The sequence below is a fragment of the Amycolatopsis sp. lyj-346 genome, from assembly GCF_046548975.1.
Lineage (GTDB): Bacteria > Actinomycetota > Actinomycetes > Mycobacteriales > Pseudonocardiaceae > Amycolatopsis.
This window is the reverse complement of the sequence record NZ_JAJPWT010000002.1, coordinates 352,982-377,747: the sequence shown is the minus strand read 5'-3', so window position 1 is coordinate 377,747 and position 24,766 is coordinate 352,982. Positions and strand designations below refer to the sequence as shown.

10 protein-coding genes are annotated in these 24,766 nt (G+C 73.7%); 7 read left to right on the top strand and 3 right to left on the bottom strand.

The genetic code is table 11. The features are described 5' to 3' along the window. Positions 1-17: 17 nt before the first annotated feature. From ACLJQE_RS08090 to ACLJQE_RS08065, 6 genes are read left to right on the top strand one after another with little or no spacing between them, the layout of a single operon-like run. Positions 18-5,471 (top strand): beta-ketoacyl synthase N-terminal-like domain-containing protein, encoded by a 5,454-nt coding sequence (locus tag ACLJQE_RS08090; protein ID WP_410638492.1) that lies wholly within the window; start codon positions 18-20, stop codon positions 5,469-5,471. A gap of 11 nt (positions 5,472-5,482) precedes the next feature. Further along, a complete protein-coding gene (locus ACLJQE_RS08085) occupies positions 5,483-6,361 on the top strand; it encodes an ACP S-malonyltransferase (RefSeq protein WP_410638491.1) in 879 nt (292 codons plus the stop codon). Between the two features lie 5 nt (positions 6,362-6,366). Continuing rightward, positions 6,367-7,680, top strand: coding sequence for an FAD-dependent oxidoreductase (locus ACLJQE_RS08080; RefSeq protein ID WP_410638489.1), 1,314 nt, complete (start codon positions 6,367-6,369; stop codon positions 7,678-7,680). A 41-nt stretch (positions 7,681-7,721) separates the two neighbouring features. Continuing rightward, positions 7,722-14,372, top strand: a complete 6,651-nt coding sequence (locus ACLJQE_RS08075) for an SDR family NAD(P)-dependent oxidoreductase (protein WP_410638487.1) — start codon at positions 7,722-7,724, stop codon at positions 14,370-14,372. 23 nt (positions 14,373-14,395) lie between these two features. Further along, entirely contained in the window at positions 14,396-17,023 is a 2,628-nt protein-coding gene (locus ACLJQE_RS08070) for an alpha/beta fold hydrolase (protein ID WP_410638486.1), read from the top strand. Positions 17,024-17,045: 22 nt separating this feature from the next. Beyond that, on the top strand, positions 17,046-17,600 hold the full coding sequence (locus tag ACLJQE_RS08065; protein WP_410638485.1) for an isochorismatase family protein: 555 nt from the start codon (positions 17,046-17,048) through the stop codon (positions 17,598-17,600). Here ACLJQE_RS08065 and ACLJQE_RS08060 read toward each other — a convergent pair. The 3 genes from ACLJQE_RS08060 to ACLJQE_RS08050 form a co-directional block, all read right to left on the bottom strand. Next, positions 17,588-19,267: an ABC-F family ATP-binding cassette domain-containing protein gene (locus tag ACLJQE_RS08060; RefSeq protein WP_410638484.1), complete on the bottom strand. Its 1,680-nt coding sequence runs from the start codon at positions 19,265-19,267 to the stop codon at positions 17,588-17,590. The two genes, ACLJQE_RS08065 and ACLJQE_RS08060, sit on opposite strands and share 13 nt — an antisense overlap. 2 nt (positions 19,268-19,269) lie before the next feature. Then, positions 19,270-20,907: an ABC-F family ATP-binding cassette domain-containing protein gene (locus ACLJQE_RS08055; RefSeq protein WP_410638482.1), complete on the bottom strand. Its 1,638-nt coding sequence runs from the start codon at positions 20,905-20,907 to the stop codon at positions 19,270-19,272. Between the two features lie 255 nt (positions 20,908-21,162). After that, entirely contained in the window at positions 21,163-21,867 is a 705-nt protein-coding gene (locus ACLJQE_RS08050) for an aspartate/glutamate racemase family protein (protein WP_410638480.1), read from the bottom strand. A gap of 413 nt (positions 21,868-22,280) precedes the next feature. Here ACLJQE_RS08050 and ACLJQE_RS08045 point away from each other — a divergent pair, with 413 nt between their 5' ends. Continuing rightward, positions 22,281-24,743 (top strand): ABC transporter permease subunit, encoded by a 2,463-nt coding sequence (locus ACLJQE_RS08045; protein ID WP_410638478.1) that lies wholly within the window; start codon positions 22,281-22,283, stop codon positions 24,741-24,743. The last annotated feature ends 23 nt before the right edge of the window (positions 24,744-24,766 follow it).

Genomic DNA, 24,766 nt, shown 5'->3' with positions numbered 1-24,766 from the left:
CCACGAAGGAGAACTCCGTGAACCAGCAGGACGAACGCCCCGGCGCCGGCGCGGTGCGCCGCGCCGAGGTCGACGGGCTCGCGTTCGCGCCGCGGTGGTCGGTCGGCTCCCTCCCCGCCGCGGCGGCCGATCCCGGCGCCGCCCGGGTGTTCCTGGTCCCGCCCGCTCAGGAGGCCCTGCGCCGCGAGCTGGCCGAAGCGTTCCCGCACGAAGAGGTGCGTGCCCTGCGCGAACCGCTGACCGCCCCTCCCGACGGCGCACACCTGGTTTTCGTCTCCCGCACGTCGTGGTCCGACGGGGTGCGGGACGAGGACCTCACCGCGCTGCTGCGGCTGGTGCGGGCGCTGGACTCCCGGGCCGCCGTCACGCTCGACGTCGTCACCGACAAGGCCGTCCCGAGCCCGCTGTTCCCGGCGGTGGGGCATCCGGTCGACGGCGTGCACGTCGGCCTGGCGCGGACCCTCGCCGCGGAACGGCCGGAGTGGCGGATCCGCTGCCTGTGCCTGGGTGACCTCTCCGCCGCGGAACTGGACCGGGCGCTCGGGCTCGCGCTGCCCGACGCACCCGGCAAGGCGCTCTGCCTCGACGGCGAGCGGATCGCCACCGCCGGGATGGCTCCCGTGCGGCTCGGGGAATGGCCCTCGCGGCCGGCGTTCCGGACGGGGGGCACCTACGTGATCCTGGGCGGCACCGGCGGCCTCGGCGGAGTGCTCGCCGAGTACCTGGCCGAGTGCTACCAGGCCGAGATCGTCCTGCTCGGCCGGCGCGCGCCCGAGCGCACCGAGGCGGCCCGGCGGCGGCTCGGCGAGCTGGGCGCCCGCGCGGTGCACCACCACCAGGTCGATCTGGCCGACGGCGCCGCCCTCCGCGCGGCGCTGGACCGGCACGAGGTCGTGCACGGCGTGATCCACTCCGCCCTCGTGCTCGACGACGCCACCTTGGCCACCATGAGCGACCGGCGGCTGCTGGACGTGCTGCGGCCGAAGGTGCACGGCACGCACCACCTCGTCCAGGCCCTGCGCGGGCGGGAGCTCGACTTCTGCCTGTTCTTCTCCTCCCTGCAGTCCTACCTGGCCAATGCGGGGCAGGGGAACTACGCCGCGGCGAGCGTGGCCGCGGACTCCTACGCCGAGTTGCTCCGCGAGGCCCTCCTGATCGACGCCCGGGTCGTGAACTGGGGCTACTGGGGCTCGGTCGGAATCGTCGCCAAGCCGGAGTACCGCGAGCGCATGCGGCGGCTCGGCGTCGGCTCCCTCGAGCCCGCCGAAGGCCTCGCCGTCGTCGAGCGGCTCCTCGCGGGCGAGCACCGGCAGATCACCGTCGTCAAGGCGAGCACGGAGGCGTTGCAGCGCATGGACATCACCCCGCACGAGTCCGTGGCGGACACCGGCGCCACCGAGGGGCTCGCGGCTCTGGTGCCGCCCTTCGCCGACGACACCCCGGACGCCGCCCGCAACCGGACGCTGGCCGAGCGGATCGAGGCCTACGCCAGGGCCGCCCTGCACCGGACCGACCTGCCGGCCGAGGCGACCCCGCGGCACACCCGCCTGCTGGCGGCGGTCCGGGCCATCCCGGACGCGCCATCTCCTTCGCGGGCGGAACTCCTGCGCGAGTTCCCGGACCTGGCGGGCCACCTGACCCTGCTCGACCGCTGCGTCGAGGGCCTGCCCGCCGTGCTGCGCGGCGAGCTCGACCCGCTCGAGGTGATCTTCCCCGGCGGCAGCTTCGACCTCGTCGCCCCGGTCTACCGCAGCAACCCGATCGCCGACTACTTCAACGGCGTCTCCGGGCACGTGGTCGCCGCCTACCAGCGGCAGGTGCCCGGCCGGCCGCTGCGGATCCTGGAGATCGGCGCGGGCACCGGCAGCACCACCCGGTTCGTGCTGGACCGGCTCGACCCGCACGACGTGTCCTACACCTTCACCGACCTCTCCCACGCCTTCCTCAACCGGGCCCGCGACGCGTTCGCCGCGTACCCGTACCTGCGGTTCGAGATCTGCGACGTCACCGACCCGCCGTCCGGCTACGAAGGCCGGTACGACGTCGTGGTGGCCACCAACGTCCTGCACGCCACCCCGGACGTGCCCGCCACCCTGCGCAACGTGCGCCGGATGCTGCGGGACGGCGGGATCCTCGTGCTCGGCGAAATCACCGCACGCCAGGACTACGCCACGCTGACCTTCGGCCTGACCGACGGCTGGTGGCTGGGCGACGACCCCTACCGGCTCGAGCACAGCCCGCTGCTGTCCGGAACGCAGTGGCAGCGGTTGCTGCGCGAGGCGGGTTTCGGGCAGGTGCTGCCCCACGGCGGCGAGGAGCAGCAGGTCCTGGTCGCCCTCGCCGGCCCGGCGGCCGAACTCGTCCGCCCGGCCCCGGACGGCGCCGGCCTGACCGCGCGGGTCGAGGGGTTCGTGCGAGGGGTGATCGCGGAGACGATGCGGTTCGAGGTGTCCGAAGTGGAGCGTGATCGGCCGTTCCGGGACATGGGGATCGATTCGTTGATCGCGATGGAGTTGTTGAAGCCGTTGCGTGAGGTCGTGGGGTACCTGCCGGCGACGGTGTTGTTCGAGTTCCCGACGGTGGCGCGGTTGGCGGAGCACCTGGTGGCGGAGCACGGTGACGCCCTGGGTGGGGCGTTCCCCGGGGAGCAGGTGGCCGTTCCCGAGGGGGCCGGTGAGGACGCCGAGGGGTCCGTGGTCGAGCGGGTCGAGGGGTTCGTGCGGGGGGTGATCGCGGAGACGATGCGGTTCGAGGTGTCCGAAGTGGAGCGTGATCGGCCGTTCCGGGACATGGGGATCGATTCGTTGATCGCGATGGAGTTGTTGAAGCCGTTGCGTGAGGTCGTGGGGTACCTGCCGGCGACGGTGTTGTTCGAGTTCCCGACGGTGGCGCGGTTGGCGGAGCACCTGGTGGCCGAGCACGGTGACACCCTGCGCGCCGAATTCGCCGACGCCCCGGCTGCCGAGCCCGTCGCGGAGGAACCCGCCGCGCCCACCGAGCCTGCCGAGCCTGCCGAGCCCGCCGCGGACGAGCCGGCCGGGCGTGACGGCGATGTCGCCGTCATCGGGATGTCCGCTCGCCTGCCCGGGGCGCGGACCGTCGAAGAGTTCTGGGACAACCTCGTCGCCGGGGTCGACGCCACCTCCGACGTGCCGCCCGGCCGGTGGAAGGTCGACGTCACCGCCGGTCCCGAGCCGCTGAGCTACACCGGACGCGGCGCCTTCGTCGACGACGTCGACGCGTTCGACCACACCTTCTTCACCCTCACCCCGCGCGACGCGGCCGTGATGGACCCGCAGGAGCGGCTGGTCCTGGAGCAGACCTACCAGGCCCTGCTCGACGCCGGGTACAGCCGGGCCGGGCTGGCGGGCGGCGACACCGGCGTGTTCGTCGGCGTCATGAACAGCGGCTACGCCTGGCACACGCCCGCCGATCCGGCCGAGCCGCCCACCACTTCGCTGTTCTGGTCGATGGCGAACCGCACCTCGTACCACTTCGACTGGCACGGGCCGAGCATGGCCGTCGACACCGCCTGCTCGGCGTCGCTGACCGCCCTGCACCTGGCCTGCCAGTCGCTGCGCACCGGCGAGTGCCGGCAGGCCGTGGTCAGCGGGGTCAACCTGATCACCCACCCGCGGCAGTTCCGGCTGCTCAGCGGGATGGGCATGCTTTCGCGCGGTGGCACCTGCCGTCCCTTCGGCGAGGGCGCCGACGGCTTCGTCGACGGCGAGGGCGTCGTGTGCCTGGTCCTCAAGCCGCTGGCCGAAGCCCGGCGCGACGGCGACCGGGTGCACGGCGTCATCGCCGGATCCGCCGTCAACGCGGGCGGGCGGGCCAACGGCTACACCGCGCCCAACGTCGACGCCCAGCACCGCGTCGTCACCCGGGCACTGGCCGCCGCGGACCTCCCGCCGGAGGGGGTCGGCTACGTCGAAGCGCACGGCACCGGCACCGAGCTGGGGGACCCGATCGAGGTCCGGGCCCTGAGCAAGGCCTACGCCGCGGCGGGCACCGAGCGGATCCGGCTCGGGTCGGTCAAGGCCAACGTCGGCCACCTCGAGTCGGCGGCGGGCCTGGCCGGTGTGCTCAAGGCCGTCCTGCAGATGCGCCACCGCAAGCTCGTGCCGTCCCTGCACGCCGAACGGCCCAACCCGCACATCGACTTCCCGGCCACGCCCTTCGTGCTCAACACCCGGACGGCCGAGTGGCCGGCTGCGCTGCCGTTGGTGTCCGCCGTCAGTTCCTTCGGCGCCGGCGGCGCCAACGCCCACGTCGTCCTCCGCGGGGTGCCGGCGCCCGCTTCGGCGCCACCCCGGCCCGAGCGGGACTGCTACGTCATCCCGCTTTCGCACCACAGCAGTGCCGGGCTGCAGCTGCTCATGGACGACCTGCGTGCCGCCCTGCTCGCCCGCCGCGTCGACATGGACGCCCTCGCGTACACGCTGGCCTGCGGCCGCGACGCCTTCCGGCACCGGGTGGCCCTCGTCTGCCGCGACCAGGACGACCTGGTCCGGCAGCTCGGCGTCGACCTGCAGCGGCGGTCCGGGCGGACGCCCACCGGACCGGCCGGCGTGCTCACCGCGGACACCGCGCCGGACGTGGCCGCCCTGTTCGAGTCCGGCGGCGACCCCGGCTGGGACGGCTTCTACCCGCTTCGCGAGCCGGTTTCGCTGCCCGGCTACCCGTTCCTGCGCCACCGGCATTGGGTCGCCTCGGCCGAATCGGACCTGGGCGGTCTCGGCGGGCTGGTGTCCGCGCACCGCATCGGCGGCGAGGAGGTCGTGCCCGCCGCGTGGGCGCTGTCGGTGCTCTCCCCGCACGTCGGCGGCAAGGCGCTCGGGCACGTGCTGTGGCAGCGGCCCGTCACCGACCCCGGTGCCGTCGAGGTTGTCACCCGCGGCCGCGAAATGTCCCTTGTGGACAGAGGCGGTGGCGAACCGTACTGCACGGCCGAAGTGGTCGAGCCCGGCGAAGCCCGGCCGTTCGCCGCGACGCCGGTGGACGGGGGCCGCCGGATGGGCGGCGAGGAGGTCTACGCCCGGTTCCGCGAACTGGGCTACGACTACGGGCCGGCCCTGCGCGGGGTGCGGTGGGCCGAGGTCGCCCCGGGTGCGGTCCGGGCGTTCCTGCACGTCGACCGGGATTGGGGGTTCGAGCTCTCCCCGGCGTTGCTGGACGCGGGGATGCAGCTGTCGATCCTGCTTTCGGGGAGCGAAGACGCGGCCGCGCCGGTGTTCGTCCCGTACCACCTCGGGCGGCTGACGGTCGTCCGCGTCCCGCGCGACGAGGCGGTGTTCTGCGACTGCGCCGAGCGCCCCGGCGGCTCGGCCCGCACCCGGACGTTCGACTTCCGGTTCACCGACGTCGACGGCGATCCGCTGGTGCTGCTGGAGGAGGCGGTGTCCGTGGCGGCCGGCGGCGCTCCCGCCCCGCGGCGGCCGTCCGCGTTCGAAGTCTTCGAGCTGAGCTGAGGAGGTGTGTGGTGCCCGGTGACGTCCTGATGTTTCCCGGCCAGGGGGCGCAGTACCCCGGCATGGGGGACGAGCTGTTCGGCCGCTACCCGGACCTCTGCGCGCAGGCCGACGCGGCCATCGGCTACCCGCTGACGGAGCTGTGCCGGTCGGACCCCGGCGGGCGGTTGCAGCAGACCGCGCACACCCAGCCCGCGATCTACCTCGTGAGCTGCCTGGCCTACCTCGCCCACGCCGAGCAAGCCGGCGGAGAGGTGACCGGGCCGCTGGTCGGCCACAGTGTGGGCCTGTACGCCGCGCTGTTCGCCGCCGAGGTGGTCGACCTGCTCGGCGGGCTGGAGATCGTCGCCCGGCGCGGCGAGCTGATGCAGGCCGTCGAGGGCGGCGGAATGCTCGCCGTGCTCGGCACGGGTGCCCCCCACGTGGACCGGGACCTCGCGCGGTGGGAGTTCTTCGACGTGGAAGTGGCCAACTACAACAGTCCCGAGCAGGTCGTGCTCAGCGGTCCGGCCGATCGCCTCACGGAGCTGACTCCGTTGCTGGAGGAGGCGGGGCACCGCTGTGTGCCGCTGGCCGTCAGCGGGGCGTTCCATTCCCGGCACATGGAACCGTGCCGGCGTGAGTTCGCCCGGTTCCTGCTGGACCGGGAGTTCGGGCCGCCGGTGCGGCCGGTGGTCTCCAGCACCACCGGACAGGTCGTCACGGTCGCCCGCCTGCTGGAGGAGATGGTCTTCCAGCTGGTGAAGCCGGTGCGCTGGTGGCAGACCGTCGAGTACCTGGCCCGCGCCGGGGCCACCGCCTTCCACGAGGTCGGGCCCGGCACGGTGCTGACCGACCTGACTCCGAAGATCCTCGGCGGCGCGCCGCCCAGAGCAGAGCGGCGGGTGTGAACGGCATGACGGCAGAACGCACCAGGGTGGCGGTCGTGGGTGGCGGCGGAGCGGGATCCGTGGCGGCCTGGCTGCTTTCCCGGACCCACGACGTGGTGCTGTTCGAGGCCGGCGATCGGCTCGGCGGCCACGCGTACAGCCACCCGGTCGAGACCGGCACCGGCACGGTGCGGGTCGACATGGGGGTGGAGCACTTCACGGAGAAGCTGGCCCCGAACCTGCACCGGCTGCTGACCGGGTTCGGCATCGGCACCTACGTCGCCCCTTCCTCGATCCGGGTCGAGTTCCCCGGTGCGGACCGGACCTGGAGCAACCAGGACCGCGAGGGCGCGCTGCGGGCCGAGCTGATCGACGAGTTCGACCGCTTCCACCTGGCCATGAACCAGGTCGCGACGACGGCCGACGAGCGGCTGCGCGGGCTGAGCATCGGCGAGTACCTCGACGAGAACGGCTACTCGCGGGCGTTCAAGCACCAGGCGGTCGACCCGATCATGAGCGTGTATTCGGGCTGCCACGCGCCTTCGCTGGACTACACCCTGATGTACGTCGCCCTGTCGTTCAGCATGAACCTCCTGTCCTTCTTCGCTCCCGGCTACTGGCGCAAAGCCGACGGCGGCATCCACCGCTACCTCGAGCTCATCGCCGCGGAGCTGGGGGACCGGGTCCGCCTGGGCACCCCGGTCGAGGCGATCGTGCCCGCACCCGGCGGCGGGGTGCTGCTGTCCGCCGGCGGCGGAGAACACCGTTTCGACGTCGTCGTCGTCGCCACCCACGCCGACATCGCGCACGAAATGCTGCGCGACGCGGGGCCGCGGTACCGGGAGCTGCTCGGCGGATTCGCCTACGTGCCGGTGGAAAGCGTCCTGCACCAGGACACCGGCTGGCTCGGCGACGGTGGTTCCGACGTGTACTGCCGGTTCCGCATGGGGCCGGGCTTCGATCTCGCCCGCGCCGAGGAGGCCACCGGGAGTCTCACCCGCGACTGCTCGGTGCTCCACTCCCACCGCGACGTCGACGAGCCGGTGCTGATCACCTTCGACCCGCAGGAACCGGTCGACGAAACGAAGGTGCTCGCGCGCCGGCGGTGGAAGCTGCCGCAGCTGCGCCCCGCCGACATCCGGCACAAGCGGCGGCTGGCCGAGCTGCAGGGCCGCGACGGCATCTGGTTCTGCGGCACGGACACGAGCGTCACCGGGCACGAAGGCGCGATCGTCTCCGGGATGGTGATCGCCGCCCGGCTCGGCGTGCCGCACCCGTTCGCCGACGACCCGGGCGCCGCGGCCCAGTTCAAGGTCGTCGAGGAGTTCATGGGTGTCTGAACGCTCCCGTCCGCACACCCTCACCGAGGGAGAACCACCCGATGCACGTTCTGCAAGCCCGGCGCCACCCGCTGACCGCGACCGGCGACCGGCCGGCCGGCCCGGTGCTGCTGCTCACCGACCGCGACGACGTCGCCGCCGCCGCGTCCGCCGCGGGCGTCGAACACCGCCACGCCGGCCCGCGCGAAGCGGCCGGCGCGGCCGACCTCGACGGGGTCGACGTGCTCGTCATCGCCTGGCGCGGCGAGGCGGCACCCTCGTACGACGTGGTGCCGCCCTTCGCCCGCGGCTGCGCGGATCTGCTGCGCGCCGCGGCGGGCCGCGTCCGGCACCTGGTGGTGCTGTCGCGGGAGGACGACGCACTGGCACCGGTGCTCGACGGCATGGCCGGGTCGGTGGCCCGCGAGGAACCGTTGCGCCACACGTCGGTCCGCGTGGCCGGGCCGGTCACCGGCGAGCGGCTGGCGACCTGGATCGCGGCCGCGGCGGCGAACCCGGGCGCGCGGCTCGTCGCCGCCGACGGCGACCTGGGGTGCCTCCGGCACGAGCCCGCCGAGCTGCCGCCCGCCCGGCCCGCCGAGGTGCTCGGCTCCGGCGACGCGGTGGTGCTCGTCGGCGGTGCGGGAGGAGTGGGACGGCCGCTGTGCCGGTACCTGTCCGATCGATGCGGTGCCCGGGTGGTCGTGCTCGGCCGCGGCAGGCCGGGACCCGAGCGGACGCGGGTGCTGCGGGAGGCGGGCGCGGCGGCCTACCTGAGCGTCGCCGCCGACGACCCGGGTGCCCTGGACGAGGCGTTCCGCTACGTGCACGAGCGGTTCGGCCCGATCAGGCTCGCGGTCAACCTCGCCGGGGTACTGGCCGACGGCCTGCTGGGCACCCTGTCCGAAGACCGCCTCGACGCCGTGCTGCGGCCCAAGGCCGGGGTCGCGCTGGGCCTGGCCGCGCTCCGGGGGCCGCACCGCCCGGCCCGGGTGGTCCAGTTCGGCTCGCTGACCGCGGTGACCGGCAACGTGGGACAGGCCGGCTACGGCGCGGCCAACGCCTTCGCCGGCGGCTTGGCCGAGCGCACCCCCGGCTGGCTTTGCGTCGACTGGGGACTGTGGGACACCGACGGCATGCGGCCGGCCGAGGAGGTGCCGGGACTGCGTGCCATGGCGCCCGAGCGCGCCTGCGACGCGCTGGTGTCCGCTCTCGCCGCGGGCGCCGACCGCCTGGTCGTGTTCGACGGCGACATCCGCGTCGACCCCGAGCGGCCGCCGGAACCGGCCGCGTCCGGTCCCGCCGCGTCCGGTTCCGGCGCGGACCTGCGGGACCGGACGGTGGAGTGGCTGCGGGCCGTGGTCGTCCGGCACACCGGCCTGACCCGCATCGGCACCGGGGACAACCTGATGGAACAGGGCGTCGACAGTGTCGGCAGCGCCCGGATCAGCCGCGAGCTCGAATCCCGGCTGGCCCTCGGCGAGCAGTTCCGGCTCAGCCGGGCCCTGGTCCTCCAGCACCCCACCGTCGACGCGCTCGCCGATCATCTGCTCGACACCGTGCACCCGCAGCTGACCGCCCGGTTCTCCGGCGCGGCCACCGAAGCGGCGACCACGCCCGCCGTCGCGGAGGCGCCGGCCGCCCCGGCCGGGGAACCGGACCACCGGCCCGACGACATCGCGATCATCGGCATGGCCGGTGAATTCCCCGGCGGTGACGACGTCGAGACGTTCTGGCGGTCCTTGCTGCGCGGCGAAGATTCCGTGCGGGTCATCCCCGAGGACCGCTGGGACTGGCGGGCCGACTACCGCCCCGCTCCCGAAGAGCCGGGCGCCGCGCAGGGACGGCACGGCGGCTTCCTCCCGCACGCGCTGGACTTCGACCCGGTGTTCTTCGGCATCGCTCCCGCCGAAGCCGAAGCCCTCGACCCGCAGGAACGCCGTTTCCTGCAAACCGCCTACCACGCCTGGGAGGACGCGGGTTGCTTCGCCCGGCCGGAGCCCGGCGCCGGGGTGTTCGTGGCCGCGATGTTCGGCCACTACCAGGACCTCGACACCGACGGCCGGGTCGTCGGCAGTTCCTTCGCCGCCGTGGCCAACCGGGTCTCGCACGCCCTGGACCTGCACGGGCCCAGCGTGGCCGTCGACACCATGTGCTCGGGCGGGCTCACCGCGCTGCACCTGGCCTCGACCGCCATCCGGGCGGGTGACTGCGAGGTGGCGGTGGTCGGCGGGGTGAACGTCATGCCGCACCCGGGCAAGTACCGGCTGCTGACCCAGGGCAAGTTCCTGAGCCCCACCGGCGCCTGCCACGCCTTCGGTGTCGCCGCGGACGGTTACGTGCCCGGCGAGGGCACCGCCGCGGTCGTGGTGAAACGCCTGTCCGCCGCGCTGCGGGACGGCGACCGGGTCCACGCGGTCGTCCGCGCCACGGCGGTCAACTCGGGGGGCCGCACGGCCGGCTTCACCGTGCCGTCCGAGGACGCCCAGCACCGGGTGATCACCGCCGCCCTCGCCCGGGCCGGCATCGATCCGGCCGCGGTGACCTACGTCGAGGCGCACGGCACCGGTACCGAGCTGGGGGACCCCATCGAGGTCCGCGCACTGAGCCGGGCCTACGGCGGTCCCGGGACCGGACCGGCCCACCTGGGCACGGTCAAGAGCAACATCGGTCACCTGGAGTCCGCCGCCGCGCTCGCCGGGCTGGTCAAGGTCGTGCGCCAGCTGACCACCCGCACCCTGGTCCCCACGTTGCACTGCGAGCTGGAGAATCCGGAGCTGGACCTCGCGGCGACCCGGTTCACCCTCGTGAAGGAAACCCGGCCGTGGCCGCCGGGCGGTGCGGCCACCCGGTTCGCGGGCTTGAGCTCCTTCGGTGCCGGCGGCTCGAACGGGCACGCCGTCATCCAGGAGTTCGTCGCCCCCGAACCGGCCGTGCCGTCGCCAGAGTGGTGCTTCGTCCCGTTGTCGGGACGCGACGAGGCCGCCTTGGACCGGCGCGTCGCCGACCTCGCCGACCACCTGCGCGAGGCCCCCGAAACCTCGCTGTACGGGCTGAGCTGGACCCTCTGCTGCGCACGGCAGCACCTGCGGGTCCGCCGGGGGGTCTGGGCCCGCAGCACCCGGCAGCTGCTCGACGTCCTCACCGGCGAAGAGCGGCCACCGGCCCCGCACGTCGACCGGGCATGGGAGCACGCGGTCGCCGCCTACACCGACGGCGCCACCCCGGACTTCACCCCGCTGTTCCCCGTGCGGCTGCTGGTGGACGCGCCGCTCTACCCGTTCGCCGCGGACCGCTACGTCATCCCGTCGCTCGACCGGCGCGCGCCCGGCCGCACCCCGCGGCGGCGTTCGCCCGGTTCCGTCCCGCTCACGCCGGTGTGGCGGCCGGAGCCGGTCGGTCCCGCCGAACGCACCGTGGGCAGTGTCCTGGTCCTCACCGACCACGGCGGGGAAGTGCCCCCGCCACCGGAGGGTCTCCGGGTCGTCCCCGTCGGTCCCGCCGACGTCACCGACCCCGGCGCGTTGACCCGGCTCGCCGGCCAGGCCGGGGGCGAGCCGCTCCACTGGCTGGACCTCCGTCGCGAGTGGACGGTGCCGGAGCTCCTCGCGTTCGCCGCTTTCCTGCAGGCGCACCGGGTTCCGTCGACCGTGCTGAGCGTGTCCCTCGACCACGACGACCCCGAATCGCGCGCGATGCCCGGCTTCCTGCACGGACTGGCCGAGGAAAACCCGCACCTCCGATCGGTGCGGGTCCGCGCCGGGACCCGGCCCGGCTGGGCGCCGCTGCTGGCCGAGTTCGCCGCGCCCGGGCCCGCCGAAGTCCGGCTCGGCGACGACCGGCGGGTGCGCGACTTCACCGAGGTCACGCCGGCCCGCGGGACCCGGCTGCGCGAGGGCGGCCGGTACCTCCTCACCGGTGGACTGGGCGAGGTCGGCCGGGCGGTCGCCGAACACCTGGTGCACGAGTACCGGGCCGAGGTGGTGGTGGCCGGCCGGTCCGAGCCCGGCACCGCCGAACGCCGGTGGCTCACCGGCCACGGCCTGCACCACGAGCGCGCGGACGTCACCTCCGCCGCGCAGACCCGGGACCTCGTCGATCGCGTCGTCGCGCGGCTCGGCGGCCTCGACGGCGTGATCCACGCCGCCGGCGTGCTCCGGGATTCCCTGGTGCACACCAAATCCGTGCGCGAGGCGGAGGCCGTGCTGGCGCCGAAGCTGCAGGGAGCGCGCAACCTCGACGCCGCGACCGCCGGGTTCGACCTCGACCTCTTCTGCCTGTTCGGTTCGATCGCCGGGGTGCTCGGCAACGTCGGCCAGAGCGACTACATCGCCGCCAACCGGTTCCTCGACGAGTTCGCCGCGGACCGCGCCCGGCAGGTCGCGCGCGGCGAGCGCCGCGGATTCACGCTCGCGGTCGACTGGCCGCTGTGGCTGGCCTCCGACAGCAGCCGCGACGGGCGTGGGGCACTCGCCGAATACCTGCGCGAGGAGTTCGGTCTCGAACCGCTCACCGCCGCCCGCGGGGCCCGGCTGTTCGCCGAACTCGCCGACACCACGCCCGAAGGGTGCCACCAGGTGCTCGCCTGCGTCGGCGACGCCGCCGAGATCCGCCGTCGCCTGCTCCGCCCACCGGTCCGGCGAGGGCCGGACCGGCCACCGCGGGTCGCCGCCGCCGGCACCTCGGCGGCGGACCTCACCGAGCGGCTGGCCGGCCTGGTCCGCGAGCAGACCGGCCTGCGCCCGGCCGACATCACCGCCGAGCACACCTGGGGCGACCTCGGCTACAGCTCGGTCATGCTCCAGGAGCTGGCGGCCCGCGTGGGCGCGGAGTTCGGCGTCGCCACCCCGCCGAACGCCCTGTTCCGCTACCGCACCATCAGCTCGCTGAGCGCCCACCTGGCCGGCCGCGGTGCCACGGCAGCCGCCTCCCCGCCGCCGGCCGCTCCGGAAGCCGGGCCACCGTCCACCCGGGAACCCACGACCCGGGAGACCGCGACGCCGTCGCCGGGAGAAGCCGGGACCGCCCAGGAGGGTTTCGCGATCATCGGCATGAGCGGCACCCTGCCCGGCAGCGAAGACCTCGACGGCTTCTGGCGCCTGCTCGTCGAGAACCGCGACGCCATCCGCCGCGTGGACCGCTGGAAGGGGCTCGAGCACGACGCGTTCGCGGGCACCATCGACAGCTACGACCGGTTCGACCACACCTTCTTCGGCGTCTCGGCCCGGGAAGCCGTGCTCATGGACCCCCAGCACCGGCTGTTCCTCCAGGCCGCCTACAACGCCCTGCTCGACGCGGGACTGGCCCCGGGATCGGTGCGGGCGGCGGGCGTGTTCGCCGGGGTGCAGTTCGCCGAATACCAGGCGCTGCTGCAGACCGGTCCCGACCGCGCGCACCCCTACGCCGTCACCGGCAACGCGCACACCATGCTCGCGAACCGCGTTTCCCACCTGCTCGACCTGAGCGGCCCCAGCCAGACCGTCGACACCGCCTGCTCGAGCGCCTTGGTCGCGCTCAACCGCGGTGTGCTGTCGCTGGCGGCGGGGGAGTGCGACGTCGCACTCGTCGGCGCGGTCAGCGTGCTGGTCGATCCCGCGGCGACCGAGGCGGCGACCGGGCTCGGCGTGCTGTCACCGGACTTCCGGTGCGCGACCTTCGACCGGGCGGCCAACGGGTACGTGCGCGCCGAGGGCGTCGGCTGTGTGGTGCTCAAGCGGCTCGCCGACGCCCGGCGTGACCTCGACCCGGTGCTCGCGGTCGTCGAGTGCGTCGCCGAAAATCACAACGGCCGCGCCAACTCGCTCACCGCTCCCAGCCCGGACGCCCAGATCGCCCTGCTGACCAGGGCGTACAGCCCGGAGCTGGCCGGCCGGGTCGGCTACGTCGAAGCCCACGGCACCGGCACCGCGCTCGGCGACCCGATCGAGGTCGGCGCCCTGCGCTCGGCGATCGAGCGGCTGGCTCCGCACCGCGGGCCCGGTGCGGTCGCGCTCGGCGCGGTCAAGACCAACGTCGGCCACCTCGAACCCGCGGCGGGCGTGGCCGGGCTGCTCAAGGCCGTGTTGTGCCTCCGGCACCGGCAGCTGCCGGCGAACCTGCACTTCCACGAGCTGAACCCGCTGATCGAGCTCGCGGACGGCCCACTGCGCCTGCTGCGCGAGAACGAGGAGTGGAGCGCCGACGGGCCGCGGGTGGCCGGCGTCAGCTCGTTCGGCTTCGGCGGGTCCAACGCGCACGTCGTGCTGTCCGAGCCACCGGCCGCCCCCGCCGCCCGGCACCGGCCGCGACCGGCGCGGCTGGTGGTGCTCAGCGCCCGCTCGCCGTGGTCGCTCGGGGTGATGCGCGAGGCTCTGGCCCGGTGGCTGCGGGCCGCGGACGCCGACCTGGCCGACATCGCGCACACCCTCGCCACCGGCCGCGACCACTTCGAGCACCGGCTCGCCTGGGTGGCCGCGGACACCGCCGACCTGCTCGCCCAGGTCGAGGCGGCGCGACCCGGTGACGTGCCCCGCCGGGAGCGCAAGCGGGTGGCCGCCCGCCCGCCCGAACTGCCCGCCGACCCGGTGGAATACCGCGCCGCGCTCGAGTCGCTGCGGTCCCGCTACCTCGGCGGTGAGGAGCTGGACTGGGCAGCGGTGTTCGCCGACGGGCGTTACCGGAGGCTGGCCGTGCCCGGCTACGCCTTCGAGCCGACGGAGTTCTGGTTCGAGTGACCAGGCCGGACAGGAGGATGACCGTGGACGACGACCGGCTCGCAGACGACACGCTCGTGGTGGTCGGCATGGCCTGCCGGTTCGCGGGTGCCGACGGGACCGGCGCGTACTGGCGGCGGCTGATGTCCGGGCGCGGTGCGCTCGGTCCCGCTCGCCGGTGGCCCGGCGCGACCGGGCTCACCGGCGGCTTCCTGGAGGGACACGACGAGTTCGACGCGCGGTTCTTCCGGATCTCGCCGAACGAGGCCAGGTGCATGGATCCGCAGCAGCGCCTGCTCCTGCAGAACGTCCAGCACGCCGTGGACGACGCCCACCTCACCGGGGACGACCTCCGTGAGCTCCGGTGCGGCGTGTTCGCCACCGGCCTGCCCGGCGACTACCGCACCGTCGTCGCCCAGCGCCCGGAACTCGCCCTCAGCGCGCACAGCTTCCTGGGCAACGCACCGTCCACGTTGTCCGGCCGGATCTCCTACCACTACGACATCGGTGGCCCGTCGGTCACGCTGGACAGCGCGTGCTCGTCCTCGCTGGCGGCACTGCACACGGCACTGCTCAACGTCCGTGCGGACCAGTGTGCCGCGGCCATCGTCGGCGCGGTGTCGGTGTTCAGCACCCCGGAGGTCCCGGACTTCGCCCGCGTTTCCCGGATGAGCTCACCCACCGGCACCAGCAGGCCCTTCACCGACGCGGCGGACGGGTTCGTCCCCGCCGAGGGGGTGGCGTCCGTGGTGGTCATGCGCAACGACGAGGCCCGTGCCCGGGGTCTGCGCGTGCACGGTGCGATCCTGGCCGGCGGCCTGAACCACAACGGCACCACCAACGGTCTCGCCGCGCCGAGCGGGCGCGCCCAGGCCGGCCTGATGACCGACGTCCAGCGGCGCCACCGGATCGACCCCGCCCGCATCGCGCTCGTGGAAACCCACGGCACCGGCACGGAGCTGGGCGATCCGCTGGAACTGGCGGGTCTCAAGCAGGCCTTCGGCGGCGAACTGCTGCTGGGAGCGGTGAAACCGCTCATCGGGCACACCCTCGTGTGCTCCGGCCTCGCCGGGGTGATCAAGGTCCTGCTCGGCTTCCGCCACGAGACGATCCCGCCCGCGGTCCCCACGGAGGACGGTGTCTCCTCCCTCGATCTGACGCCGTTCCGCGTCAACCCCGGCCCGGTGCCCTGGCCGGCGGACAAGCCGCTGGCGGCGGTGAGCGCGTTCGGCTTCACCGGCTCCAACGGCCACGTCGTCCTGCGACGGCCCGACCCGGCCGGGACGACGGCCCGGCCCCGTCCGCGTCCGCTTCCGTTCTGCTTCTCCGCCGAAACCCGGCAGAGCCTGGAGGAACTGGGGGGCCGCCTCCGCGAGGTGGCCGTCGACCTGCCCGAGGAGCAGCTGTGGGACCTGTCGCAGCTCCTGCTGCGACGTCCCCGGCGGGAACACGCGCGCGTCGTGGTCGCCGCCGGGCGGCGTCAGCTGGTCGAGGCCCTGCAGGCCGAGGCACTGCCGGAGGCCGCGGACGCCTCCCAGGACGACGATCTGCGCGAGCTGGTGGCGCTCTGGCAGGCCGGGGAAACCGCCGCGGTGCGCCGGAAGCTGACCGCGCCCGCCGATCTCGCGGACATCTCGCTCCCCGACTACCCCTTCCAGCGGCAACGCCACTGGGCGCGGGACGCGGCCCCGGCCGATCCGGAGCCGGCGGCGGCCGACGCGCACCTGGCCGAGCGTCTGTGTGCCGGTTTGACCACCCTGCTGGGGTTCGGCGACGGTGAAGACCGGGTGCGTCCCGGAACCCGGATCGCCACCCTGGGCCTCGACTCGCTGTCGGCCGCTCAGCTGCTCGCGCCGTACCGGCAGGGGACCGACCCGGTCCGGGCGCACGAGCTGTTCGGCTTCGAGACCGTCGCCGACCTCGCGCGGGCCATCGCCGCGCGCACCGGCGCCCCGGGCCCGCAGTTGCGGTGGCGGGAAAGGGGAAGCGGCCGGACCACGGTGCTCCTCCCGCCGATGAACGCCGACCACCGGGCGTGGACGCAGCAGGTTCCGGCCCTGCTGTCCGCGGGCCGTCGCATCCTGGTCCCGGCCTACCCGGGACACGGCGAGGTGCCCTTCGACTCCGGCCGGTTTTCCCTCGGCGACCTCGCCGACGAGGTCGCCGCGTCCGCGGGGGACGAGCCGGCCGACCTGGTCGGCTGGTCGCTGGGCGGGTGCGTGGCCCTCCTGGCGGCGCTCCGGCACCCCGGCCGGGTCCGCTCCCTCACCCTGGTGAACACCGCCCCCCGCTACCGTGAAGACGTCTTCGAGCGCACCCTCGACCTCCGCCACGAGCTCCACCGCCACGGCGGTCTGCTGGAGGCGGTCTTCGACCGGGGAGGCGATCCCGCCGCGGCGTTCACGGCGTCGGCCCCGATGGACGTCCTCGCCGGGTACTTCGCCGCCCTGACCGCCTTCGACGTGGTCGATCGCCTCCCCGAGCTGACGGTCCCGTGCCTGCTCGTGCGAGGCGGCGACGACTGCGTCGTGGACGCGGAGTCGGCGGCCCTGCTGACCCGGGTTCCCGGCGCCCGGGTCCGCGAACTGCCGGGACACGGCCACTACGTCCCCCTGACGGCGGGGCGGGTCGTCAACGAAGCCCTCGCCGGTTTCTGGGCGACGGTGAACTGACCGAACAGATCGGATCCGAAATATGCTGGTGGAAAAGCACAAGACGGCCGTCGTCATCTTCGACATGCAGCTCGAACTGATCCCGCTCCTGGTGCACGGCACGCAGCTGCTGCACGACTGCTGCTGGCTGGCGGAGGTGTCCCGCGAGTTCGCGCTCCCGCTGACCCTGACCGAGCACAAGAAGCTCGGCGGCCTGGCACTGTCCCTTGTGGACGCGGCACCGGACGCGCCGCGCCTCGAAAAGGAGCACTTCGACTTCCTCCGGGAGCCGCCCGTCGAGGAGCACGTGACCGCGGAGGAGCGCGAACAGTACGTCGTGGCGGGAGCCGAGACGCACGTGGCCATCCTCCAGTCGGCGCTGGGCCTCCTGGAGCGCGGGAAGTCGGTGTTCGTCCTGCGGGACACCTGTTCGGCGCGGAACCGGTCCGACCACGACGCGGGCCTGGACCGGCTCGCCGCGGAAGGAGCCCAGCTCATCACGCGGGAGATGTTCTTCTTCGAGCTGATCCGGAACTCCGAAGATCCCCGCTACCTGGAACTGGCCAAGAAGTACCTGGACGGCCGCTACATCCGGTAGCCGGAGGGGGCCAGCCGCCCGTCCGCCAGCACCCGCACCCGCGGCTCGTACCGCTCCCGCACCGTGCGGTCGTGCGTCACCAGCACCACGGGCCCGGGAAACTCGGCGACGGCCTGCTCCAGCTGCTCCACCAGCAGCAGGCTCAGGTGGTTGGTGGGCTCGTCCAGGAGCAGGACGTCCGGGCCGACGGCGAACAGCAAGGCGAGTGACAGGCGCCGCTGCTGGCCCACGGACAACCGGTTGACCGGCACCTCGAAGTCCCGGCGCCGGAACAACCCGAACCGCACCAGTTCCGCGGCCGCGTCCTCCCGGTAGGTCTCCCGCCGGGCGGCGAAGGCGTCCAGCAGGCTCCGGCCGTCCGCGCCGAAGTCCACTTCCTGGGGCAGGTAACCGATGCGGGCACCGGGAGTCCGGACCACCTTCCCGCGATCGGGCGGCACGATCCCGGCCAGCGTCCGCAGCAACGTCGACTTCCCGCTCCCGTTGGGACCGGCGACCACCAGGCGCTCGCCGGCCGAGAGCTGCAGATCCACCCCGCGGAGGACGTTCCCGACCACGACGTCCTCCGCGGACAGCAGCACCTCCCGGCCCGCCTCGGCCGTCTCGTCCGCGGTGACGGCGGTGAACCGCAGGGGCTCCGGCGGCCGCGGGATCCGGTTCTCCAGCAGCACCGCCAGCTGCCGGTGCGCCGCCCGGGTCGCCCGTGCCGCGGCCGCCTCGGCCGCGCTGCCCGCGGCGTTGTAGGCCAGCTTGTTGTTGTCCCGGGGGCCCCGCCCGGCGGCGCTCTTGCCCGCACCGTCCAGCCGGGCCCGGGCTTGGCCGACTTCGCCCGCCCACTCGCGGTACCGCTGCTCCCACCGGGCACGGGCGCGGGCTTGTTCGTCGAGGTAGTCGCGGTAGTTCCCGCCGTAGCGCACCGCCTCGCCGCGTGGCCCGTCGAGGTCCACGATCACCGTGGCCGCCGCGTCGAGCAGTACGCGGTCGTGCGACGCGATCAAGCAGGGCCCGGTGTACTCCGACAACCACCGCACGAGCCAGTCCACCGCGCGATCGTCCAGGTGGTTCGTGGGCTCGTCGAGCAACAGTCCCGCCGGCTCCCGCAACACCAGCGCGGCGAGCGCCAGCCGGGCCCGCTCGCCACCGGACAGCGTGGACGTCGGCCGCTCGCGGTCGACGGAACCCAGCCCGAAGACGTCCAGCGCCTCACCGGAGCGGGCTTCGGCTTCCCAGCCGCCCAGGCGGGTGAACTCCTCCTGGAGATCGCCGTACTCGGCCAGCAAGGCGGGCAGATCCGCCACGTCGCCCGTCATCGCCCCTTCGAGCGCGTGCAGCTGCGCGGCCAGCTCCGCGACCGCCGAGCGGGCTTCGGCCACCACGTCGGCGACTGTCGTGCCCGCCGGGAAGTCCGGCTGCTGCGGGAGGAACCCCAGCCGTCCCGGCACCGCCCGCAGCACCTCACCGCGCTCCGCCGGCAGGTCTCCCGCCAGCACCCGGAGCAGCGTCGACTTGCCCCGGCCGTTCTCGCCGATCAGGCCGATCCGCTCGCCGCCGGCCACGGTGAGGGAGATGTTCCGCAGCACCACCCGGTCGCCGAGGGTGCACTGAACTCCCTCGGCCGCGAAGTGGGCTGAACGACGATCGGCGGCGAGCACGTCCTTGTCCGGCATCGTCAGGCCTCCTCGGGCGCGCCGGTCTCGGTGAGGACACCGTCGGCGAGCTGGAGCCAACGCTGGACGCCGATCTCCTTGAGGAAGCGCTCGTCGTGACTGATGACCACGAACGCTCCTTCGTAGGACTCCAGGGCGCCCTCCAGCTGTTCGACGCTGTCCAGGTCCAGGTTGTTCGTCGGCTCGTCCAGCAGCAGCAACTGGGGCGCCGGTTCCGCACCCAGCACGCAGGCCAGGGTGGCGCGGAGGCGTTCGCCGCCGGAGAGGGCACCGACCGGGAGATGAGCGTGATCGCCGCGGAACAGGAAGCGGGCGAGCAGGTTCATGCGGTCCGCGGCGGGTTTGGCCGGGGCGGCCGCGGCCAGGTTCTCGGCGACGGTGCGCTCGACGTCGAGGAGGTCGAGGCGCTGGGAAAGGTGGGCGATGCGGCCGTCGACGCGCTTGACCGCACCCGAGTCCGGAACGAGGTCGCCGGTGACGACCTTGGCGAGGGTCGACTTGCCGGCGCCGTTGCGGCCGGTCAAGGCGATCCGCTCCGGTCCGCGGATGGCGAGGTCCACCCCGTCGCCCGCGAACAGGTCCAGGTCGCCGTAGCGGACCTTGATGTGCTCGCCGAGGAAGACCGTGCGGCCCGCGGGGACCCGGGTCTCCGGCAACTGCAGCGAGATGCGCTTGTCGTCCCGCAGCGAGCGTTCCGCCGCGTCGAGGCGGGACTTGGCTTCCGCGAGGCGCTTGCCGTGGGTGTCACCGGCCTTGCCCGCCGACTCCTGGGCACGCCGCTTCAAGGTGCCCGCCGCCATCTTCGGGATGCTGCCGCTGCGGGCGTTGCGCGCGCCGGCGCTCGCGCGCCGCGCGGCTCGTTCCCGGGCCTGCTGCATTTCCCGCTTCTCGCGCTTGACCTGTTGTTCGGCGGTGCGGATGTTCTTCTCGGCGACTTCGCGCTCGGCGGCGACCTCGTTCTCGTAGTCGGTGTAGCCACCGCCGTACAAGGTCACCGCACTGCCGTCCAGTTCGGCGATCCGGTCCACGCGGTCCAGCAGCGCCCGGTCGTGGCTGATCACGAGCAACGCACCCGGCCAGTCGTCGAGGACGGCGTAGAGCTTGCGCCGGGCGCCGGCGTCGAGGTTGTTCGACGGCTCGTCGAGCAGCAGCACGTCGGGATTCCTGATGAGCTGGGCCGCGATGCCGAGGAAGGTCACCTGACCGCCGCTGAGGGTGCGCAGCCGCCGGTCGAACGGGACGTCCCCGAGCCCGAGGCGGTCGAGCTGCGCGCGGGTGCGTTCCTCGATGTCCCAGTCGGTCCCGATGACGCCGAAGTGCTCCTCGGCCGCGTCCCCGCCGGCAATGGCATCGAGCGCGGCGACCACCGGCGCGATGCCGAGCACGTCGAGCACACTCATGTCCTCGGCGAAGGTGAGGTTCTGCGGCAGGTACCCCAGCGTCCCCTGGACGACGACCGATCCGCCGGTGGGCGTGAGTTCCCCGGCGATCAGCCGGAACAAGGTGGACTTTCCCGCACCGTTCGGCCCCACGACCCCGGTGCGGCCGCTACCGGCGGTGAAGGAGAGGTCCCGGAAGACCGGAACGTCATCGGGCCAGGAGAAGGACAGATCAGTGCAGACGACAGAAGCGTCGGACATGGCAGGAGACACTCGCATCCATGGTCGAAGGCGCAACCCCGCAGGGCCGAAAAGGGCAATACGACATCGCCGCAGCACCCGCGTCAGCAGGGCAAGCTGCGGCCGGATCTCCGATCTCACCCGGAGATGTCGTCGTCACCCACCACGGTGTCTCCTCGAAATCACGCTCGGCAACCTCTTGAATCCTAGCAGCGAACGACTGCCCTCGCGGGACGACGAGCACAGCCGCGCGACGTCGTCCGCGGGTGGGACCGGTCAGGTGACGGCGAGGCGGACCGGGCGGAACAGCTGTGCGGCGGAGGCGGCGAGCACCGCCGTCGGATCGATCACCGGCAGCACGGGACGCGGGTCGCCGTCGAAGACGAGGGGCAGCTCCGTGCAGCCGGCGATCACCGCGCCCGCACCGGCCGCGCGGAGTTCGGTGGTGACGGCGCGCAGGCGCCCGGCGGTCCGCTCCGACACGTCACCCGCTTTGACGGCCCGGATCACGGCCATCACTTCTTCCTGGTCCGGCGGTGCCGGGACCAGCAACGGCCGCCCGGCGCGGGCGAACGGAGCGGCGTAGAGGTCGCTCCGCACTGCCGCGGTGCCGGCGAGCAGGCCGACGGGCACCCCCGGCGGCAGCAGCCCGGTCACCTCGGCCACCGTCGCGTCGATCATGCTGTGGAAGCGGGCCCCGGTGACCGCGGCGACCTCGGGCAGGAACAGGTGCGCGGTGTTGCAGATGGCCACCAGCACCGAGGCGCCCATCGCCAGCAACGCGGTCGCGCCGGTGATCAGCGCCGGGGTCGGGTCGGGCCCGCCGTGGCACAGCGCGTCGGTGCGGTCGGGCACCCTCGGGTCGCTCCAGACGACCACGGGCACGTGGTCCTGGTCCCGGCCGGCCTCGGTCGCCCGGACGAGCTTGTCCAGGAAATCGACGGTGGCGGCGGGACCCATGCCGCCGAGCACACCCAGCATGATCAGCTCCTCCCGGTCGGGGTCGCGGCGCGGCCGTCGTTGTGCCGGCGCACGGCGGGGAGAAGGGCTCGCGGTACCGGATCGCGCCCCGGGCGTCGCGGCCGGGCACGACCGCCGACTTCGCGTGCACGCTCGCGCCGAACGGCACGTCGAGCGTACCGCGGGCGAACCCGGAAACGATGGCGGACAACGGATCCACTGCGTCCAGCAGGGGCGACAGACCCGGCTGCGCGCACCGGATCCCGTCGGCGTTGACCTTCGCGCTCGGGATGCCGCCGGCCTCGTCGACGCTCTTGGTGATCACCTTGGTCGCGCCGCCCTCGTCCGGCCGGCGGTGGACAGGAACCCCGCGGACGTGCTGGGCTTGGGGCCCAGCCGGACCCGGGGGTGGCCGGTCTGTTCCGCCTCCCGCGATGTCGAGGAGTGCGCCACTGAGCCTGTCGGAGTACCTCCGCGACAACTGGATCGACGTCGTCAACGACGCGATCCTGCACGTGGATCTCACCCTTGCGGCGGTGGCGCTGGCCGTGCTGACCGGGATGACGATCGGCGTGCTCACCTACCGGCGGCGGTGGCTCGGGTCGGTGGCGACCACGACGACCGCGGCGTTCCTGACCGTCCCGTCGATCGCGCTGCTGGGCATCCTGATCGGCCCGTTCGGGCTGGGGCTGACGAACGTCCTGTTCGCGCTGGTGCTCTACGCTCTCCTGCCGATCACGCGCAACACGATCGTCGGGTTGCGCGGCGTCGATCCGGCCGTGGTGGACGCCGCGCGCGGCATGGGTCTCGGGCGCGTGCGGCTGCTGTGGCGCGTGCGGATGCCGCTGGCCTGGCCGGTGATCCTCTCCGGGATCCGGGTCTCGACGCAGCTCACGATCGGCATCGCGGCCATCGGCGCGTACGTCAAGGGCCCGGGGCTGGGCAACGAGATCTTCGACGGCCTCGGCCGGTTCGGTTCGGTCAACTCGCTGAACCAGGTGCTGACCGGAACGCTGGGGATCGTGGTGCTGGCGCTGCTGTTCGACCTGGCCTTCGTGGTCGTCGGCAAGCTGACCGCCCGGCGACGTCCGCGCACCCGCCGGGAGGCGGTCCCGGAGACGCCGGGGGAAGCGGCCGGAGCCGGCGGCGAGACGATCGAGCTGCGGGACCTCGGCAAGCACTACCCCGGACAGGCGGTGCCCGCGGTCGAACACCTGACGATGCGGATCCCCGCGGGGGAGATCGTCGTGCTGACCGGCCCGTCGGGGTGCGGCAAGACGACCACCATGCGGATGATCAACCGGCTCGTCGAGCCCACCTCGGGCGTCGTCACGATCGGCGGAACCGACGTGTCCGCACTGGACCTCGACGAACACCGGCGGCACACCGGGTACGTCATCCAGCAGGTCGGGCTCTTCCCGCACCTGCGGGTGGACGCGAACATCGGGGTGGTGCCGCGGGTGCTCGGCTGGACCCGCCGCCGCATCGCCTCCCGCGTGCGGGAGCTGCTCGACGTCGTCGGCCTGACCCGCGAACACGGCAGCCGGTACCCGCGTGAGCTTTCCGGGGGCCAGCAGCAGCGCGTCGGCGTGGCGCGGGCGATGGCCGCGGACCCGCCGGTCATGCTGATGGACGAACCGTTCGGCTCCACCGATCCGATCACGCGCGCCCGGCTGCAGGACGAGTTCCTGCGCCTGCAGCGGAAGGTGCGCAAGACGATCGTGTTCGTCACGCACGACTTCGACGAAGCGCTCAAGGTCGGCGACCGGATCGCCGTGCTGCGGCCACGCTCGCGCATCGCGCAGTACGACACGCCCCAGGCGATCCTCGCCGCGCCGGCCGACGACTACGTCGCGGCCTTCGCCGGTTCGAAGCGGAACCTGAAGCGGCTCGGGCTGATCCGGTTGGCGGACCTGGAACTCCGGCCGGTGGCCGGGGCCGGCGGGCGGCCCACGATCTCGCGCGAGGCCACCCTGCTGGACGCACTGGACACGATGGTGCGCACCGGCAGCACCGCGGTCGTGGTGACCGAGGACGGCACGGGGCGCGCGCTGGGGGAGTGCGACGTGTCCGGCCTCGTCGCGGCGCTGCAGGCAGCCGGCGGGGCACCGCCGCCCGCGGTCCCGGACGCCGGGGCCGCACCCGGCCGGGACACCGGGCCGCCCCCGCGGCACCGACGGCGCCGGCTCGGGCTGCTGGTGCGCCCGGTGCTGCTCACCCTCGCCCTGCTGGCGCTCTTCCTGCTCGTGCGCGCGCAGCCGCTCGACTCGATCGAACAGCGCTACCTCAACGCCGGCGAGATCTTCGCCGAGCTGGGCGCGCACGTGCGGCTCACGCTCATCTCGACGGTGTGCACCCTCGCCGTCGCCCTCCCGCTGGGCGTCCTGCTCACCCGCCCCGGCGCCCGGTGGGTCCGGCCGATCGGCCTGGGCCTGGGCAACCTCGGCCAGGCGATCCCGTCGATCGGGCTCGTCGTGCTGCTCGCGCTCTGGATCGGCACGGGCACCGCGACGGCGGTGACGGCGCTGGTCGTCTACGCGACCTTGCCGGTGCTGCGCAACACGATCGTCGGCCTCGACGGCGTCGACCCGACGCTCGTCGACGCCGCGCGGGGGATGGGCATGACGAAGACGGCGATCCTGTGGCGGATCGAGCTGCCGCTGGCCGTCCCGGTGATCCTCGCCGGCGTCCGGACGGCGCTCGTGCTCACCGTCGCGAGCGCGACGCTGGCGACCTTCATCGACGGCGGCGGCCTCGGCGGCGGGCTCGTCGCCGGGATCGGCCTGTACCGCCCGATCCTCAGCCTGACCTTCGGCATCGTCGTCGCCGCTCTGGCGCTCTTCGCCGACTGGCTGGGCCTGGTCGCCGAGGAGGTCCTGCACCCGCGCGGTAGGTAGCTCTCCCACGATTCGAGGAGGAC

Coding starts and splice junctions, on each gene's coding strand:
- ACLJQE_RS08075 (WP_410638487.1), top strand. CDS start 7,722: ATGCACGTTCTGCAAGCCCGGCGCCACCCGCTGACCGCGACCGGCGAC.
- ACLJQE_RS08045 (WP_410638478.1), top strand. CDS start 22,281: ATGTCGAGGAGTGCGCCACTGAGCCTGTCGGAGTACCTCCGCGACAAC.
- ACLJQE_RS08060 (WP_410638484.1), bottom strand. CDS start 19,267: ATGCCGGACAAGGACGTGCTCGCCGCCGATCGTCGTTCAGCCCACTTC.
- ACLJQE_RS08050 (WP_410638480.1), bottom strand. CDS start 21,867: ATGCTGGGTGTGCTCGGCGGCATGGGTCCCGCCGCCACCGTCGATTTC.
- ACLJQE_RS08065 (WP_410638485.1), top strand. CDS start 17,046: ATGCTGGTGGAAAAGCACAAGACGGCCGTCGTCATCTTCGACATGCAG.
- ACLJQE_RS08080 (WP_410638489.1), top strand. CDS start 6,367: ATGACGGCAGAACGCACCAGGGTGGCGGTCGTGGGTGGCGGCGGAGCG.
- ACLJQE_RS08055 (WP_410638482.1), bottom strand. CDS start 20,907: ATGTCCGACGCTTCTGTCGTCTGCACTGATCTGTCCTTCTCCTGGCCC.